Raw genomic sequence first — 16,759 nt, forward strand, 5'->3', positions numbered from 1 at the left:
GCTTATGACCGTCCAGGTGGCTCGAAAGCTTGCTCTTGCCGCTGGCGTCCTTGGCCTTCTCCGCCTTGGTGCGTCCGAAGCTGGCGCGATTCTCCGCAGCTTTCACCTCGGCTGCTGAGCGGGCCTTGGCTTTGCGGGCGCGATTGAGGTTCACGATCTCAGCGGCCAAAGGAGCAACTCCTGTTCAAGGGAAACGGCGGTAGTCTACAGGGGATCGCGAGGGGAGCTTGAGAGATTTTTTGGTCAACATAGCTGCCATTCTTGTGGCGCCGGGAATGGGGACATTTTCAGCCTTGCGGGCGGGTTTGAAGCCGGGCAACGATAGCGCCGCCTACCTATCGCGGCAGGGCACAGAATAAGAAGAAGGGCATCATGCGGACGATCACCTATCTCGACGGAGCCTGGAGCGAAGGCAATACCCCGCTTATGGGGGCAACGACCCAGTCGGCTTGGCTCGGCCATTCCGTATTCGATGGCGCGCGGTCTTTTGGCGGGGCGGCGCCCGATCTGCAGAAACATTGCCAGCGGGCGATCCGCAGTGCCGAAGTTATGGCGATGAAGCCGCCGGTAAGCGCGCAGGAAATCGAAGCGCTGGCCCGCGAAGGCATCGCGAAGTTCGAGGCGGGGGCAGAGCTCTATATCCGCCCGATGTTCTGGCTTGAAACCGGCATGATGGTGATCGCCCCGGAGGCGACCCGGTTTGCCCTGGTGATCCAGGAAATTCCGCTGCCCGGCGACAAGGGTTTCTCGGCCACCCTGTCGGCCCATCGCCGTCCGACACCCGAACAGGCGCCGACGGCGGCCAAGGCCTCCTGCCTCTATCCCCAGGCGACGCTGGCGCTGCGGGCGGCGATGGAGAAGGGTTTCGAGAATGCCGTGATGTGCGATCTGGCGGGCAATGTCGCCGAATTCACCGGCTCGAACATCTTCATCGCCAAGAATGGCGTCGTCTCCACCCCCGTGCCGAACGGCTGCTTTCTGAATGGCATCACGCGCCAGCGCGTCGTCGCCCTGCTGCGTGAAGCGGGTATCGAGGTGCAGGAGCGCGCGGTGACGCCCGCCGATGTTGCCGATGCGGACGAGATTTTCTCGACCGGCAATTACGCCAAGGTCCAGCCGGTCACACGCTATGAACAGCGGGATCTGCAAGCCGGGCCGATGTATCGCAAGGCGCGGGAACTCTATTTCGGTTGGGCCAAGACCCAGCCCGTCTAAACCCGGGCGGTATGATATTGCCGCTGGTCTAGGACGGAATGTCGCGGGGGCGGCGGGGCAGGATCTAAAAGGCTTGCCCCGTCGTTCTGTCGTCGCCAGACTGAAAAGCCGAACGGAGTTAATCCGTCTTTAAAAAAGAAACCTTTGACAGGGGGAAGCGATGCGTAGCGTCAAGACCGTTTTCATGGCTGCATTGGCCACCACTCTCCTGGCCGGCACCGCCCTGGCCCAGGATTATCCGACCAAGCCGGTCACCGTCGTCGTGCCGTTCGCAGCCGGTGGTCCGACCGATACCGTTGCCCGCCTCGTCGCCCAGTCGATGAGCAAGACGCTGGGCCAGCAGGTCCTGATCGAAAACGTCGGCGGTGCCGGTGGTACCCTGGGCGCGGCCCGCGTCGCCAAGTCGCCGAATGACGGCTACACGCTGCTGCTGCATCACATCGGCCATGCGACCGCCGTCGCGCTGTATCGCAAGCTGCCCTACAACGCGCTGACCGATTTCCAGACCATCGGCCTCATCACCGACGTGCCGATGACCATCGTTGCCAAGGCCGATCTGCCGCCCAAGACCATGGCCGAGCTGATCGACTATGTGAAAGCCAACAAGGACAAGGTGTCCCTGGCCAATGCCGGTATCGGTTCGGCCTCGCACCTCTGCGGCATGATGCTGATGTCGGCCCTGCAGACCCAGGCGACCACCGTTGCCTATACCGGCACCGGCCCGGCGATGAATAATCTGCTGGGCGGACAGGTCGATCTGATGTGCGACCAGACCACCAACACCACCGGTCAGATCAAGGGTGGCAAGATCAAGGCCTATTCCGTCACCACCCTGACCAAGGTTCCCTCGCTTCCCGATCTGCCGACCGCCGACAGCGCGGGCCTGAAGGGTTTTGAAGTGGCCGTCTGGCACGGCCTCTACGCTCCCAAGGGCACGGCCGAGCCGATCGTGAATAAGCTGAACGCCGCTCTTAAGGTCGCCCTCAAGGATCCGACCGTCGTGCAGCGCTTCGCCGATCTCGGCACGGAGCCTGTTCCCGAAGCCAAGATCGACCCGAAGGCCCATGAAGCCTTCGTGAAGGCCGAAGTTGATAAGTGGTCGCCGGTCATCAAGGCCGCGGGCGAATACGCCGACTGATCGGTTCTACGTGACAAAGGGGCGGGCAGCGATGCTCGCCCCTTTTTCTTTTTGGCAAAAACCGTCATTCGTTGGCTCAAGGCTCCTCCTGCATAAGGACATCGCCATGAAGATCAAATTGATTGCCGGACTGTTTCTTGCGCTTGGGCCGCTGGTGTCGCCTGCTGCTGCGCAAAACTTCCCGTCCAAGGCCATTACCGTCGTCGTTCCCTATGCCGCCGGTGGGCCGACCGATACGGTGGCGCGCCTGACGGCCCAGTTCATGGGCGCCAATCTCGGCCAGCAGATGGTCGTCGAGAATGTCGCTGGGGCGGGCGGAACCCTGGGCGCGGCCCGCGTCGCCAAGTCCGATCCTGACGGCCATACGCTGCTGATCCACCATATCGGCCACGCCATCAGCCCGGCGATGTACCGCAAGCTGCCCTTCGATGCTGTGAAAGACTTCGCGCCGATCGGCCTGATCACGGAGGCGCCGATGACCTTCGTCGCGCGCTCGGACTTCCCAGCGCAGACGCTGAAAGACCTTATCGCCTATGTGAAGGAGCACCGCAGCCAGGTGACCTTCGGCCATGGCGGCATCGGCGGGGCGGCCCATTTGTGCGGGATGCTGTTCATGCAGGCGGTGGAGACACAGATCACCGTTGCGGCCTATCGCGGCACGGGCCCCGCCATGAATGATCTGCTGGGCGGCCAGATCGATTTCATGTGCGATCAGACGACGACCACCGTCAGCCAGATCAAGGCGGGGCGGGTCAAGGTCTATGGTGCGACGACCGCCAGCCGTATCCCCGCTTTACCCGAGGTTCCAACCCTGGCCGAGGCCGGGTTACCGGGCTTCGAGATCAGCGTCTGGCATGGTCTTTATGCCCCTGCCGGAACGCCGCCTGCCGTCATCCGGCAGTTGAGCGAGTCTTTGAAAAAAGCGCTGGCGGAACCGGAGTTGGCGGCACGCTTCAACGACCTTGGGACGGATCCCGTTCCGGCGGCCAAAGGCGAGCCAAAGCCGCTGGCGGATATGCTGGCAGCCGAAATCAAGAAATGGTCGCCGATTGTCCGGGCGGCGGGGGCTTATGCGGACTGAAAAACAGCGCTAACCGCAGCATTTTTGCTGACAAGCGGCGCGACGCTCGTTCACCATCACGCTCAATAGGGAGGAAGCGAGACCGCCGCCGGGAAAAATCGAGCGGTGGCCGCTCCCGTCACGTAGCGTGGAGGGCTGTGAATGGGGTCGTTGATACGAGCGCCCAAAGAATTTTGGTCAGGCGTTCTTTTCCTTTTCATCGGCGTCACGTTTTTCGCGCTGTCCTTTGAATTCCCGCTTCTGCAGCGGCGTGGCATCGGGGCAGGCATGTTCCCGGCCGTGGTTTCCGGATGTCTGATGCTGATCGGTGTCGTCATCATCGCGCGCGGTGCTCTGCTGAAAGGCGATGAGGAGGAAGCAGGTCACCCGATCGCCTGGAAGGCGCTGGCGGCCGTCGTCATCGGCGTCGTGCTGTTCGGGGTGCTGATCCGCACGGCCGGGCTCTTGATCGCAGTGCCGACCCTGATGCTGCTGGTGTCGCCCGCCTCGACCAAATTCAAGATTATCCCCGCCGTCCTTCTGGCGGTGTTCATGACCGGCTTCTGCTGGCTGGTCTTTACCAAAGGTCTTGGGCTGCCGATTCCGGTCGCCCCCTGGTTGGATTAAGGGGAGCGGCGATCATGGAAGTTTTTGACAATCTGGCGCTGGGTTTCGGCGTCGTCCTCACCTTCGATAATCTCGGCTATTGCCTGATCGGCGTGCTGCTGGGGACCCTGATCGGCGTGCTGCCGGGTCTGGGGCCGGTCGCGACCATCGCGATGCTGCTGCCGATCACCTTCACGCTGCCTGCCGTCTCCTCGCTCATCATGCTGGCGGGTATCTATTACGGTGCCCAATATGGCGGGTCGACGACGGCGATCCTGATCAATGTGCCGGGTGAAAGTACGTCTGTGGTGACCGCGCTCGACGGCTATCAGATGGCGCGCAAGGGCAAGGCGGGAACCGCGCTTGCCACCGCCGCCATCGGCAGCTTCTTTGCCGGGACCGTGGCGACGGTCCTGATCGTCTTCTTCGCCCCGCCGCTGTCGGAACTGGGCCTGAAGTTCGGTTCGGCCGAATATTTCTCGCTGATGCTCCTGGGCCTTGTTGCCTGCGTCACCCTGGCCAGCGGGTCGCTGATCCGCGCCATTGGCATGATGCTGGTCGGTCTGCTGTTCGGCATGATCGGCACCGATGTGACCTCGGGCACCGAGCGCTTCACCTTCGGCATCGATGTGGTGCGCGAGAAACTGGACTTCGTGATCGTCGCCATGGGCCTCTTCGGGTTGGGCGAGATCATCCGCAATCTCGAGGATGAATCGACCCGCGAAAGCTCGGTCAAAAAAATCTCCAGCCTGCTGCCGAGCAAGGATGATCTCAAGGCGATGACCAAGCCGATCCTGCGTGGCACGGCTCTGGGGTCGTTCCTCGGGATCCTGCCCGGTAACGGCGCTCTGCTGGCGTCGTTTGCAGCCTATTCGATGGAAAAGAAGCTGTCGAAGAACCCGCAGGAATTCGGCAAGGGTGCCATCGCGGGTGTCGCGGGGCCTGAATCGGCCAATAACGCGGGTGCGCAGACGAGCTTCATCCCGATGCTGACCCTCGGCATTCCCTCGAACCCGGTCATGGCGCTGATGATCGGCGCCATGATCATCCAGGGCATCGTGCCGGGACCGGCGGTGGTGACCGAACAGCCGCAGCTGTTCTGGGGGATCATCGCCTCCATGTGGGTCGGCAACCTGATGCTGATCATCCTCAATCTGCCGCTGATCGGACTGTGGGTGCGCCTGCTGACCGTGCCCTATCACATGCTCTATCCGGCGATCCTGGTGTTCTGCGCCATCGGCGTCTATTCGCTGAACAATCAGCCGCATGAGGTCATGCTGACCGCTGGCTTCGGGGCGCTCGGCTATATGTTCGCGCGTCTGAAGTGCGAACCGGCGCCGCTGCTGATCGGCCTGATCCTCGGCCCGATGATGGAAGAAAACCTGCGGCGTGCGATGACCCTGTCGCACAATGACCCGACGGTCTTCCTGACCCGTCCGATCAGCCTGGGTCTGCTGATCTGCACGGTCGGCATGCTGATCGTCGTGCTGCTGCCTGCCGTCCGCAAGAAGCGCGAAGAAGCGTTCCAAGAAGACTGATGGCGGCGGCTTCCCTGGATGCAGTGCTTGACCGCGCCATCGCCACCGGCACGCTTGCCGGGGCGGTGGTGGCGGTTGCAGCCCGTGGTAAGCCAGTCTATCTGCGGGCTGCAGGCGATCTGGATCGTGAAGCGGGCCGGGAAATGCCCTCCGATGCGATCTTCCGCCTTGCCTCCGTCACTAAGCCGATTGTGACGGTCGCCGCCTTCGGCCTTGCCGAGGATGGCGCCTTTACGCTCGATGCCCCGGTGACGGACTTCCTGCCGGACTTCCAGCCTCGCTTGAGGAATGGCGATCCCGCAGCCATCACTCTGCGCCATCTGCTAGGCCATACGGCGGGTCTCTATTATCGGTTCTTAGGCATTGGCGGTGGTGCCTATGACCGGGCCGAGGTTTCCGACGGTCTGGACCAGCCCGGCCTGTCGCTGGAGGAAAACCTGCGGCGGTTGGCCTCCGTCCCCCTGCTGTTCGCGCCGGGCAGCAGCTGGTGCTATTCGATGGCGACCGATGTCCTGGCAGCCGTCCTGAGCCGGGTGACCGGGATGAGCCTGCCCGATCTGATCGGGGCGCGGATCGGCAGTCCGCTCGACTGGCGCGATACCGGCTTTGGCGTTTCGGACAGCAGCCGTCTTGCCGTCCCCTATGCCGATGGTGAGGGGGGAGCCCCGGTTCGCATGGGGCGCTATCACGAGGTTCCGGTCGGCAAGGGCTTCCTGCGTTACGTGCCGGACCGCTATCTCGACCCGAAGTCCTATCCGTCGGGCGGCAGCGCGTTGAACGGCACGGCGACCGACCTGCTGGCGTTTTTCGAGGCGGTACGGACCCATCGACTGCTGTCGAAGGAAAGCCTCACCCTCATGACCCGCGATATTCTGGGCGACAGCCCCTTGCCGGATGCGCCGCCGGGTTGGGGCTTTGGGTTAGGAGTAGCGGTACTCAAGGACCGGGTGCCGTCGGGAACGCCGCAGGCCAATGGCAGTTTTGGATGGGGTGGGGCTTACGGCCATACTTGGTTCGTCGATCCGGTGAACGAGCTGACTGTGGTTTCCCTGACCAATACGGCTGTTGCCGGTATGCAGGGCTGGTTCCCGGAAGCCGTCCGCGATGCCGCCTACGATCTTCTGGCTTAAGGAAAACAGATGCAGCTCGGTTACGTCATTCGCTACGTCCCCAATGTGGAAGCCAGCATGGCTTTCTATGAGGCAGCTTTTGGCCTTTCCCGGCGCTTCCTGCATGAAAGCGGCGCTTACGGCGAGATGGAAACCGGGGCGACCGCGCTGGGATTCGCATCCGAAGAGAATGCGCCCGAGTTCGGGTTCGCGATTTCCCACCAGCGACCCGATGGCCTGCCGGGGCCGCAGGAGATCGCCTTCGTGATCGCCGATGTGGCAGATGCCTATCGCCGGGCGCTGGCGGCAGGCGCCGTGAGCCTGATGCCCCCGACCGAAAAGCCCTGGGGCCAGACCGTCGCCTATGTTCGGGACAGCGACGGTGCCCTGGTGGAGCTGTGCACGCCCGTTAGTGGGGGATGAAGCGGTTGAGGAGCAGGCCAAGCCAGCCCGGCAGCTTCAAGCGTCCTTCGATCAGATAAAGACAGATGCATTCCCCATCGTCGTGGGCGGTGGGGGTGTGCAGATCGTCATCCCCGGCGATAGCTAGGTCGCCGGGGAAATAATCCTTGCCCCCATCGCTGAAGCCGCCCTTCAGCACGGCTGTCAGCTCGCGACCGTTATGGGTATGCTTGGGCATGGCGCGACCGGCCTGGACGCGCAGAATCCGAAGGCTGCCACCCTCTGCGCCCAAGGGAATCTGGGTCATGCCGGGCAGAAAACTGCGCCAGGGAACCTGCGGCAGATAGGGGCGTAACGGCACCGGCGCCCATTCGTAACCCGGTTGCACCGGCGGTGGGGCCGATTCAGCCGGAGCCGGTTCATCGAGACGCGCGAACAAGCTGTCGAGGCTGGTCGTCACCGCCGTTGCCGGTAGTTGCTCCACCAGGGCGCCGCCGACGGCTTCCAGGCGCTTCACCTCGCCCCGGCAGGCGGAGCAATAGGTCAGGTGGGTTGCGATCAGCAGCGACGGAGCTTCGGCCAGGGCGCCGGTGGCATAATCGAGCAGCAGATCTTCGGTGGGATGATGGCGCGGATTCATGCGTCATCTCCCAGGGTGATGCGCAGATGCTTCAGCGCCAGGCGGATTCTGGATTTCACGGTACCAAGGGGCAGGGATGTCTCGTCTGCGATGCTGGCGTGGGACTTATCCTCATAGTAGGCCATCTTGATCAGGGTCGACTGTTCGGGCGAAAGGGTCTCTACCGCCTTCTGCAGCCGATCCACGTCGCGGGCGGCTTCCAGAAAGACATCGGCGCCGTCGATATAGCTCTCGCCGGTCAGCAAGGGGTCATTGGGGTCGAATTCGGCGCGATGGGAGCGCCGCAGATGATCGATCCGCTTGTTACGGGCGATGGCATAGACCCAGGTCGCGACCGACGACAGGGCCGGATCGAAGGTATCGGCCCGCCGCCAGAGGGCCAGCATGACCTCCTGCAGGACCTCTTCTGCTTCGGCGCTGCTGGCGCCCTGACGCATCAGGTAGGTTTTGACCCTGGGGCCGAAATGTTCAAAAAGCTCAGCAAAGGCGGTGCGGCTCTGCTCCGAAACGATCCGGGCGATAACATCGGCAAATGGGTCGACGCGACCGCCATCCTTCACGATGGCAATCCATGGCAGGCGCCAGGATACGCCGCCTTCCTCGATAAGGCGGTAAACAGCACGATCACGCCGGATGCAAAGGGGTAAGCACATACCCCACATACGCAGCCCTGTTGCACATGGATCACTGGAAGCCGCCTCGATACAGCGCGGGGTGAAAATCAGGTCCGGCAGTCCTAGATTCTAGCGGCAAGGCTCCCATACGGCCAATGCATTGTGAAGAAGGGCCGTTTTGAATTATAAGTCCTTCGCTCTAATGAGGGTCCCTTAAGTCATGTCGCTTGCAATTTCAGCCGCGCCCAGCGCGCCGGCCGCCGATACTGTTTCCGTGAAGCCGAATCTCATCGGCCTCTCTAAGGCTGAGCTTAAGCAGGCGATGGTTGACCTTGGCGAAAAGCCATTCCGGGCAACCCAGCTTTGGCACTGGATGTATTATCGCGGCGAAACCGATTTCGACCGCATGACGACCCTGCATAAGGATTTCCGCAAGCGACTGGCGGATAACTACGAAGTGCGCCGCCCGCGCACCTCGGTCGATCTCAAGTCTGTCGATGGCACCCGCAAGTGGCTGCTGAAGATGGATGACGGCAACGAGATCGAGACGGTGCATATCCCCGAAGAGGATCGCGGCACGCTGTGTGTCTCCTCGCAGATCGGCTGCACGCTCACCTGCTCCTTCTGCCATACCGGCACCATGCGCCTTGTGCGCAACCTCACCTCGGCCGAAATCGTCGGTCAGGTGATGCTGGCGCGCGACGGCATCGGCGAATGGCCGAGCCCGGCCGAAGGTCGCATGATCTCCAACATCGTCATGATGGGGATGGGCGAGCCGCTGTATAATTTCGACGAGGTGAAGAAGGCGCTGCATATCTGCATGGATGCCGAAGGCATCGCCCTGTCGCGCCGCCGCATCACTCTTTCGACCTCCGGCATCGTTCCCGGCATCAAACGGGCGGGCGAGGAAATCGGCACCATGCTGGCGATCTCGCTGCATGCGGTGACGGACGAACTGCGCAACGTGCTGGTGCCGATCAACAAGAAATATCCCCTGAAGGAACTGATGGACGCCTGCCGCACCTATCCCGGTGCGACCAATGCCCGGCGCATCACCTTCGAATACACCATGCTGAAGGGCGTCAACGACAGCCCGGCCGAAGCGCGCGAGCTGGTGCGCATGCTGGCGGGCATCCCGGCCAAGGTGAATCTGATCCCCTTCAATCCCTGGCCCGGCGCGCCTTATGAGTGCTCGACCGACGAGGCGATTGCCAAATTCGCCGATATCGTCAATGCGGCCGGTTACGCCTCGCCGGTCCGCACCCCGCGCGGTCGCGACATCTTCGCCGCCTGCGGTCAGTTGAAGTCCGCGTCGGAGCGTCCGCGCAAGAGCCGTCTTGACGGTGGTCTTGCGCCGCAGCCGATGGCAGGCGCCCTGCCGCAGCCGTCCGTGGCCTGAAGTTTTGTCGCAGCCGTCACCTAACTCCCGCCTGCTGTTCTGGATCATCGCTCCGGCGATCGGGTTCGGCAGTTCCATGCTGTTGGCCTTCCTGACCCTGGCCTTTGCCCGTTGGATCGGCTGGCCCGACCTGGGGGGCGCGGTTGTCGGTTTCGGCCTTATCGCGGTCTGGGAAGCGGGGACGGTGCGTCAGACCCTGGGGCAATCCTCGCTGGTCTGGGTGCAGGCTTTCCTGGTGCTGCCCGCGTTCCTGCTGGGAACCTCCGGTCTTGCCGTCAATCTGGTGCCGGGTGGCACCTGGCTTATGCCGATGCTGCTGGCCCTGCTGGTGCCTGCGGCGGCCTGCGCCTGGGCTGCGTTCAAGCTGGGTGCCAGAGCGGAACGTAATCACCTCATCGCGGCCTCCATCTGGCTGATCATTGCCATCATCGGCATGCCGGTGGATCGCGATATCGACAGTGCCTATCGCCTGCTGGCCCTGTCGGGGACCCTGACGGTTGCCGTGATCAACATCATGCTGGGCATGCTCTGGCCTTGGATGCATGACAATCGCGATCCGCGCCTGCTGGGGCTGTTCCCCTGGCTGATGCCGGTGCTGTTGGCCGAAAGCGTCTCGCCCCAGCGCAAGGCGGCCCCGCCGCCTGCGCCGACGCCGGTGCAGCCAGCGGGTGAAGCAGCGGCTCAGCCCCCGGTCGAAACCGTCGTGCAGCCACGCTCGACAGAAAATGACGAGCGGTTCCAGTCCTCCAAAACCGGCCCGACGCCAACCCTGCCCGCGAATGCCAAGGTGATCTCGGCAGCGGCCTTGCGCATGCGCCGCAAGCGTCGTCCGTCGCGTTAGATACTAAAAGAGGTCGTCATCCCGCACTTGATGCGGGATCTCTCTCCAGAGCGGCCGCCTCGGATAGACCCCGCACAAGTGCGGGGTGACGAAGGTTCCTTAAAGGCGCCTAAGCCGGAAGCGGTTGCGCGCTGGCCAGAACGGCAGCTGTCACCCGGTTGCGCCCGCCATCCTTGGAGCGATAGAGCGCCTGATCGGCCCGGACCATTGGGCCATCGATCTGGGTTTCTTCCGTCTCCAACTCGGCGATGCCGAAGCTCATGGTGACCTGCAGAACATCACCATTCGGCAGGGTGACCGTCTGTTTGGAGACGGTATCGCGCAGCCGGTCGGCCACTTCGCAGGCTGCATGCAGGGCGGTGCCGGGGAGTAGGATTGAAAACTCCTCGCCGCCGGTGCGCGCCAGCACATCTTCCTGCCGCAGAACCTTGGCCAGGGCCTGGGCGACCATCTTCAAGGTCGCATCGCCGATATCATGGCCGTGCCGGTCATTGACCTGTTTGAAGTGATCGATATCGCCGACGACGACGCAGAGCGGCAGGCCGGTCCGGTTGAAGCGGGCAATCTCCCGCTTGGAGGTTTCGATATAGGCCCGGCGGTTCGCGACCCCGGTCAAAGCGTCGGTCAGAGCCTGCTGTTTGAGTTCGTTCGAATAGACCCGCACGCGGTTGACCAGCGGACGGAAGATCAGGAATGCCTCGGCGATCAGGGTCGCCAGGATGAACAGCACCGTATAGCGCTGCATCGTCTCAAGCCGCTCGATGGCCTGAGCGTTTTCCTTCTCATACTGCAGCACTACGCGCTCCAGGCCGGCCAGCAGATCATTCTCTGCCGCCTCCACGATGGCAAGGCTGTGGAAACGCCCGGCATCCGTCTCGCGCACCATGCCCAGGCCCGATACGTGGGAGAGGAAACCTCGCACCTGCGGGTCAACGGCGGCGGGGCCGATGAAATAGATGTCTTTCAAGGTCGGGGATAGGGTCAGTTTCTGCGCGCCCGAGGTTTCGCCCATGAGGCGCTTATGGGCGGTTGCCATCTCCTCGGCCCCGGCCAGCATGCGGGCGCGATCTTCCTGGGCACCGGTCTGCGTATAGCGGTCGGCATAGAAGGCAATGCGCTGTGACAGCATCCGCTGGCGCCCTGCGAGATTGACGATCTCGGCCGTATCGCGGTTCTCGGCGATGACCCGGCCCAGGGTCATATGGGCCATCAGCGACATGAGGGCGATCAGGGATAAACCCAGGATATAACCGACGCTCAAGAGCCGTGTCGGTGTCGGATAGTCCGCATTTGGACGACTGCGTATGCCCGCCATTCGGTTGCCTGCCCCCTCGTTCACCGAACTGTCTCATAAAACCTTAGACGGTTTTCGCGAACTGACTAGGTCGTTTCCGCTGCATTGCAGCAAAAAAAGTGATTCCCTTGGATTTCTGGGGCGGGCTCTCCATCTTGGGGGAAGTCTCCGCAGAAAGGTCACAGCTTTGCCTGACATGATCATCACGCTTCCGATTGCGCTGATCGCGATCATTCCGCTCTGGCGGATCTTCGATCGCGCCGGAATCACGCCTATCTGGTCCCTGGCGGTTTTCATCCCGGTGATCGGATTGGTGCTGGTCGTTGCCATTCTGGCCTTCTCGCGCTGGCCCAGCGTGGAGGACGATATCCAGATCCTTGAGAGGAAAATGCGATGATCGATCTGTTCACCATGCTGGTCAGCTGGGGCCTGTCATCCATCGGCTGGATCCTGTCGGCGGTTTTTTCGCTGATCGGGCTGGTGATCCTGCTGCCGCTCGTGATCCTCTGGTTCTGGGCGTTTGTGCGCATCCTGAACAAGATGGGCTATTCGGGCTGGTGGAGCCTGCTGACCTTCATCCCGCCGCTCTCGCTGGTCGCACTCTGGATCGTCGCCTTTGCAGATTGGCCTAGTCAGAGGCGTCTGATCACCGTCATTCCGCCGCGATAAAAATGTAATATGCGCGGGGTGCGTTACAGGCATGACGGCTAAAACGTCGCCATAGATTGCACAAATTCCCGTGGTCGGGTACATGCACGCCGTCCAAACGGCCATCCGGCCTGTACCGGTCTCACTGGAGGTAACGTCCCCCATGCGTATGACCCAGCGCGTCAAAAAGATTCTGGCGCACTATGAATCCGATAATCCCGGCACTAAAGCCAATCTTGCCCGCATTCTGATGCAGGGTAAGCTGGGTGGTACCGGCAAACTGGTGATCCTGCCTGTCGACCAAGGTTTCGAACATGGTCCGGCGCGCAGCTTCGCTCCCAATCCGGATGCCTACGATCCGCACTATCATTTCGAGTTGGCGTTGGAAGCGGGCCTGTCGGCCTATGCCGCTCCGCTCGGCATGATCGAAGCGGGCGCAGACACCTTTGCGGGGCAGATCCCGCTCATCCTGAAGGTCAACAGCTCCAACAGCCTGTCGCGCCTGAAGGAAGATGCCGATCAGGCCGTGACCGCCACGGTGCAGGATGCCCTGCGCCTGGGCTGCGCTGCTATCGGCTTCACGATCTATCCTGGCTCCGACAATGCGTTTGCCATGATGGAAGAGCTGCGCGAACTGTCCGAGGAGGCCAAGTCGGTCGGCCTCGCGACCGTCGTCTGGTCCTATCCGCGTGGTGGTGAGTTGTCGAAGGCGGGCGAGACCGCGTTCGATATCTGCGCCTATGCCGCCCACATGGCCGCGCTGATGGGCGCTCATATCATCAAGGTGAAGCCTCCGCAGGCTCCGCTGGAACTCGACGCCGCCAAGAAGGTGTACGAGAAGCAGAAGATCCCCGGCGGCTCGATGGCCGAACGTGTGAGCCATGTTGTGCAGGCCTGCTTCGCCGGCAAGCGCATCGTGGTCTTCTCCGGCGGTGAAGCCAAGGATCTCGACGGCCTCTATAACGAGTGCCGCTCGATCCGCGATGGCGGTGGCAACGGTTCGATCATCGGCCGTAACACCTTCCAGCGTCCGAAGGCCGAAGCGCTGGCCATGCTCGATCAGATCATCAAGATCTATCAGGGCAAGGCTTAAGCCTTTACCGTTTTTTGCGGTGTAGAAACCCCGTCCGGTCTTGCCGGGCGGGGTTTCTCGTTTATAAAGGGCCTATGTCCGAAGAAACCTACGCTCCTCGCCTTTATCTCATCCTGCCTGCGACGACTGAACCGTCAGCATTGGCGGCCCTGCTGAAAGCGGGCGATGTTGCCTGCGTCGCGGTCAGCGGCAGTGCCGATCAGGCGAGGGGGCTGTTGGCGACCGTGCGGGAAGCCGACCGGGCTTTTGTCTTGATCGGCAGCGGTGCCGATGCTGCTCGGATCGACGCCGACGGTGTTCATCTGGTTGCGCCCAAGGATTATGCCGCTGCCCGTAAAGCCCTCGGGGCCGAGCAGATCTGCGGCGTGAACGCCGGGACCTCAATGCATGTGGCGATGGAAGCGGCTGAGCAGGGGGCCGATTATATCGCGCTGTCCCCCCAGACGGATCTGATCGACTTCTGGGTCGAAGCTATGACGGTGCCCTGCGTCGCCTGGGATGTGTCGGATGAAAAGACCGCGGCGGCCATGGTCGATGCCGGAGCCGATTTCATCGCGCTGAGCGGCGCCTTGGCAACTGTCGATGGCGTGACGGCGGTTCAGAAACTCATCGACGCCGCAGGCTGATGATTCTGTGATACACTGGCCCTCTGTTTCGACGGGAGGGGGCCATGCAGAACCAACCTGCCTCGTTGTTTCGTCAGCCGGTGCCGATCGATCCGCTGCGCCACGCCACGGCGGGCCTTATTCCGCAGGCTGGTTTCGAGTTTGCGGCCTCGCTCACGCTGATCCCGCTGGGGATCGAGGAGCTCGCCCCTGCCAGTGCCCATGTGCCGATCCTGTTTGGCGGCGAGGGCGGTTGCCCGCAGGGGCTCTATGGCATCAGGCCGGACCATAACCTGTTTGTCGGCAGCGATGGCCGCTGGCGCCCGACCTGCTATATCCCGCTGACCGTGCGGCATTATCCTTTCCATGTTCAGAACGTCGTCGGCGGTCCTCAGCTCACCATCGACGAGGCGGCCGAGATGTTTCGGGCCGAGGGTGGGGCACCGCTGTTCGAAAATGGTGACGTAAGTTCCCTGCATCGCGCGGCGTTCGATGCCTGTCTGGAAAGTGCGGCCGACCTGGATCGTGCGGCAGATTTCACCCTGGCGTTGCAAGATTATGGTCTGCTTAAACCGTGCGATCTGCATATGATGCTGGCGGACGGTGAAAGAATACATCTGGCCGGACATTACCAATTGGACGGAGCTTCACTTGAAGTCCTGTCCGATAGTGGGGTGCTTGATCTGCGTAGGAGAGGGTTTCTGAAGCCCCTCTATGCAGTTCTTCTGTCCCAGGAAAGATGGGATGGCTTGATGCAACTTGGGGGTGTGGCTGCGCGTGGAATTTAATTAGTCCCTTTCGCTTAAAGCAGGTTGACTTTCATCTGTCACAAGAAAGAACATTTCAGCCGCCGGTTCGGCACCCCGTCGCTCAGAGGGAGCGCGAGGGGGAGGAGTGTCGAACCAGACGAACAACGAAAGCCCACGGGAGATTGGGAATGCGGTTCAATGCAGCGCTTTTCGCAAGCGCACTTCTTGCTGGCGTGTCCAGCTTTTCGATGGTCCAGGCGGCAACGCCGAAGGACGTCATCGTCATGGCCAAGACCATCGACGACATCATCTCGCTGGATCCCGGCGAAAGCTTCGAATTTTCGGGTTCGGAAGTCCTCGGTAACGTCTACGACCGTCTGCTGACCTTCGATTATAACGACGTTTCGAAGATCAAAGGCGAAGCCGCCGAAAGCTTTGCGGTCGCCGAAGATGGCCTGACCTATATCTTCAAGATTCGCAAGGGTGTGAAGTTCCACTCCGGCAACACGATGACGGCCGAAGACGCTGCTTACTCGATCCAGCGCGCCGTGATCCTGAACAAGTCGCCGGGCTTCATCCTGACGCAGTTCGGTTTTAACAAGGACAATGTCACCGACCGCGTTCGCGCGCAGGACGCCGACACCCTGATTATCCGCCTGGATAAGCCTGTCGCGCCGACCTTCTTCTTCTACTGCCTGACCGCCACCGTGGCGTCGGTCGTCGATTCTAAACTGGTCAAGGCGAACGAAAAGGACGGCGACTTCGGCAATGCCTGGCTGAAGGCTAATTCGGCCGCCTCGGGCCCCTACAAGCTGCAGAGCTGGAAGGCCAAGGAAAGCTACACCCTGACCGCCAATACCGAATATTGGGGTGACAAGGCCAAGAACAAGCGCGTCATCGTCCAGCATATTCCGGAAGCCGCAACCCAGCGTCTGCTGCTGGAAAAGGGCGATATCGACTTTGCCCGTAATCTGGAAAAAGACCAGATCAACGGCGTTGCGAACAACAAGGACATCAAGATCCAGTCGGGCGTCAAAGGCTCGCTGATGTATCTCGGTCTGAACCAGAAGAACCCGAATCTGGCTAAGCCCGAAGTCCGTGAAGCGCTGAAGTATCTCGTCGACTATCAGTCGATCGAGAACAACCTGCTGAAGGGCACCTACACGACCCATCAGGCGTTCCTGCCGAAGGGTTTCCTGGGTGCGCTTAACGATACGCCGTACAAGTACGACGTCGCCAAGGCCAAGGAACTCCTGGCCAAGGCCGGTCTGCCGAATGGCTTCTCGATCACTATCGACGTGCGCAATGTCTCGCCCTGGCAGGACGTGGCTCAGGCCATCCAGGCTTCCTGGGCAAATGCTGGCGTGAAGGTGGAACTGGTTCCGGGCGATGGCGGTCAGGTTCTGACCAAGTATCGTGCGCGTAACCACGACATCTACATCGGTAACTGGGGGCCGGATTATCAGGATCCGCACACCAACGCCGAAACCTTTGCCGTGAACTACGACAATTCGGATGCCGGTAAGACCAAGACCCTGGCATGGCGCAACTCGTGGGATATCCCCGAGATGACCAAGCAGACCCTGGCCGCCGTTCTGGAACGTGATGCTGCAAAGCGCGCCGCGCTTTACACCACGATCCAGAAAGAGCATCAGAAGTCGTCGCCGTTCGTGGTGATGTTCCAGCAGACCGAAGTCGCGGCCAGCCGCACGAACGTCTCGGGCTTCATCATCGGCCCGAGCTTCGATAACAACATCTATACCAACATCGTAAAGAAGTAAGCCTTGTCTCAGTCGCCTCAGGCGACC

General features: G+C 61.7%; 19 protein-coding genes. 15 read left to right on the forward strand and 4 right to left on the reverse strand.

From position 1 onward, the window contains the following. The coding region (locus ACFSM5_RS04430; protein ID WP_379875267.1) for a DUF4169 family protein at positions 1 to 154 on the reverse strand (154 nt) is incomplete at its 3' end. A gap of 218 nt (positions 155 to 372) precedes the next feature. Between ACFSM5_RS04430 and ACFSM5_RS04435 the strand changes: the two genes are divergently transcribed. The 7 genes from ACFSM5_RS04435 to ACFSM5_RS04465 all read left to right on the forward strand — a co-directional run bounded on the left by ACFSM5_RS04435 (position 373) and on the right by ACFSM5_RS04465 (position 7,089). Continuing rightward, positions 373 to 1,215, forward strand: coding sequence for a branched-chain amino acid aminotransferase (locus ACFSM5_RS04435; RefSeq protein ID WP_379875036.1), 843 nt, complete (start codon positions 373 to 375; stop codon positions 1,213 to 1,215). Positions 1,216 to 1,375: 160 nt separating this feature from the next. Continuing rightward, positions 1,376 to 2,353, forward strand: a complete 978-nt coding sequence (locus tag ACFSM5_RS04440; protein ID WP_379875037.1) for a tripartite tricarboxylate transporter substrate-binding protein — start codon at positions 1,376 to 1,378, stop codon at positions 2,351 to 2,353. Between the two features lie 106 nt (positions 2,354 to 2,459). Further along, a complete protein-coding gene (locus tag ACFSM5_RS04445) occupies positions 2,460 to 3,434 on the forward strand; it encodes a Bug family tripartite tricarboxylate transporter substrate binding protein (RefSeq protein ID WP_379875038.1) in 975 nt (324 codons plus the stop codon). Positions 3,435 to 3,575: 141 nt separating this feature from the next. Then, positions 3,576 to 4,040: a tripartite tricarboxylate transporter TctB family protein gene (locus tag ACFSM5_RS04450; protein WP_379875039.1), complete on the forward strand. Its 465-nt coding sequence runs from the start codon at positions 3,576 to 3,578 to the stop codon at positions 4,038 to 4,040. A 14-nt stretch (positions 4,041 to 4,054) separates the two neighbouring features. Continuing rightward, positions 4,055 to 5,557 (forward strand): tripartite tricarboxylate transporter permease, encoded by a 1,503-nt coding sequence (locus tag ACFSM5_RS04455; protein ID WP_379875040.1) that lies wholly within the window; start codon positions 4,055 to 4,057, stop codon positions 5,555 to 5,557. Next, positions 5,557 to 6,687, forward strand: coding sequence for a serine hydrolase domain-containing protein (locus tag ACFSM5_RS04460; RefSeq protein ID WP_379875041.1), 1,131 nt, complete (start codon positions 5,557 to 5,559; stop codon positions 6,685 to 6,687). The genes ACFSM5_RS04455 and ACFSM5_RS04460 overlap by 1 nt, the downstream gene beginning before the upstream one ends. 9 nt (positions 6,688 to 6,696) lie before the next feature. Beyond that, positions 6,697 to 7,089, forward strand: a complete 393-nt coding sequence (locus tag ACFSM5_RS04465) for a VOC family protein (protein ID WP_379875042.1) — start codon at positions 6,697 to 6,699, stop codon at positions 7,087 to 7,089. On the opposite strand, the gene ACFSM5_RS04470 is transcribed toward ACFSM5_RS04465, so the two are convergent. Then, a complete protein-coding gene (locus ACFSM5_RS04470) occupies positions 7,076 to 7,708 on the reverse strand; it encodes a ChrR family anti-sigma-E factor (RefSeq protein ID WP_379875044.1) in 633 nt (210 codons plus the stop codon). The genes ACFSM5_RS04465 and ACFSM5_RS04470 overlap by 14 nt on opposite strands. Then, complete coding sequence (locus ACFSM5_RS04475; RefSeq protein ID WP_379875045.1) at positions 7,705 to 8,361, reverse strand: sigma-70 family RNA polymerase sigma factor; 657 nt, start codon at positions 8,359 to 8,361, stop codon at positions 7,705 to 7,707. The genes ACFSM5_RS04470 and ACFSM5_RS04475 overlap by 4 nt, the downstream gene beginning before the upstream one ends. Before the next feature lie 181 nt (positions 8,362 to 8,542). Between ACFSM5_RS04475 and rlmN the strand changes: the two genes are divergently transcribed. Then, the gene (gene rlmN, locus ACFSM5_RS04480) at positions 8,543 to 9,721 is read left to right on the forward strand and encodes a dual-specificity RNA methyltransferase RlmN (protein ID WP_379875046.1); all 1,179 of its coding nucleotides are present in this window, start codon (positions 8,543 to 8,545) and stop codon (positions 9,719 to 9,721) included. A gap of 4 nt (positions 9,722 to 9,725) precedes the next feature. Then, positions 9,726 to 10,562, forward strand: a complete 837-nt coding sequence (locus ACFSM5_RS04485; protein ID WP_379875047.1) for a hypothetical protein — start codon at positions 9,726 to 9,728, stop codon at positions 10,560 to 10,562. A gap of 109 nt (positions 10,563 to 10,671) precedes the next feature. Here ACFSM5_RS04485 and ACFSM5_RS04490 read toward each other — a convergent pair whose 3' ends face one another. Further along, a complete protein-coding gene (locus ACFSM5_RS04490) occupies positions 10,672 to 11,877 on the reverse strand; it encodes a diguanylate cyclase (protein ID WP_379875048.1) in 1,206 nt (401 codons plus the stop codon). Between the two features lie 175 nt (positions 11,878 to 12,052). On the opposite strand from ACFSM5_RS04490, the gene ACFSM5_RS04495 reads away from it, so the two are divergent. The 6 genes from ACFSM5_RS04495 to ACFSM5_RS04520 all read left to right on the forward strand — a co-directional run bounded on the left by ACFSM5_RS04495 (position 12,053) and on the right by ACFSM5_RS04520 (position 16,732). After that, on the forward strand, positions 12,053 to 12,253 hold the full coding sequence (locus ACFSM5_RS04495) for a hypothetical protein (RefSeq protein WP_379875049.1): 201 nt from the start codon (positions 12,053 to 12,055) through the stop codon (positions 12,251 to 12,253). Further along, on the forward strand, positions 12,250 to 12,525 hold the full coding sequence (locus ACFSM5_RS04500; RefSeq protein WP_379875050.1) for a hypothetical protein: 276 nt from the start codon (positions 12,250 to 12,252) through the stop codon (positions 12,523 to 12,525). Before ACFSM5_RS04495 ends, ACFSM5_RS04500 begins: the two co-directional genes overlap by 4 nt. A 142-nt stretch (positions 12,526 to 12,667) precedes the next feature. Beyond that, complete coding sequence (locus ACFSM5_RS04505) at positions 12,668 to 13,597, forward strand: class I fructose-bisphosphate aldolase (RefSeq protein ID WP_379875051.1); 930 nt, start codon at positions 12,668 to 12,670, stop codon at positions 13,595 to 13,597. 74 nt (positions 13,598 to 13,671) lie between these two features. Continuing rightward, complete coding sequence (locus tag ACFSM5_RS04510; RefSeq protein ID WP_379875052.1) at positions 13,672 to 14,223, forward strand: thiamine phosphate synthase; 552 nt, start codon at positions 13,672 to 13,674, stop codon at positions 14,221 to 14,223. 44 nt (positions 14,224 to 14,267) lie between these two features. After that, the gene (locus tag ACFSM5_RS04515; protein WP_379875054.1) at positions 14,268 to 14,990 is read left to right on the forward strand and encodes a SapC family protein; all 723 of its coding nucleotides are present in this window, start codon (positions 14,268 to 14,270) and stop codon (positions 14,988 to 14,990) included. A 149-nt stretch (positions 14,991 to 15,139) separates the two neighbouring features. Beyond that, on the forward strand, positions 15,140 to 16,732 hold the full coding sequence (locus ACFSM5_RS04520; RefSeq protein WP_379875055.1) for an ABC transporter substrate-binding protein: 1,593 nt from the start codon (positions 15,140 to 15,142) through the stop codon (positions 16,730 to 16,732). Positions 16,733 to 16,759 lie beyond the last annotated feature (27 nt).

Source organism: Lacibacterium aquatile (assembly GCF_042683105.1).
Taxonomy (GTDB): Bacteria; Pseudomonadota; Alphaproteobacteria; order Elsterales; family Elsteraceae; genus Lacibacterium; species Lacibacterium aquatile.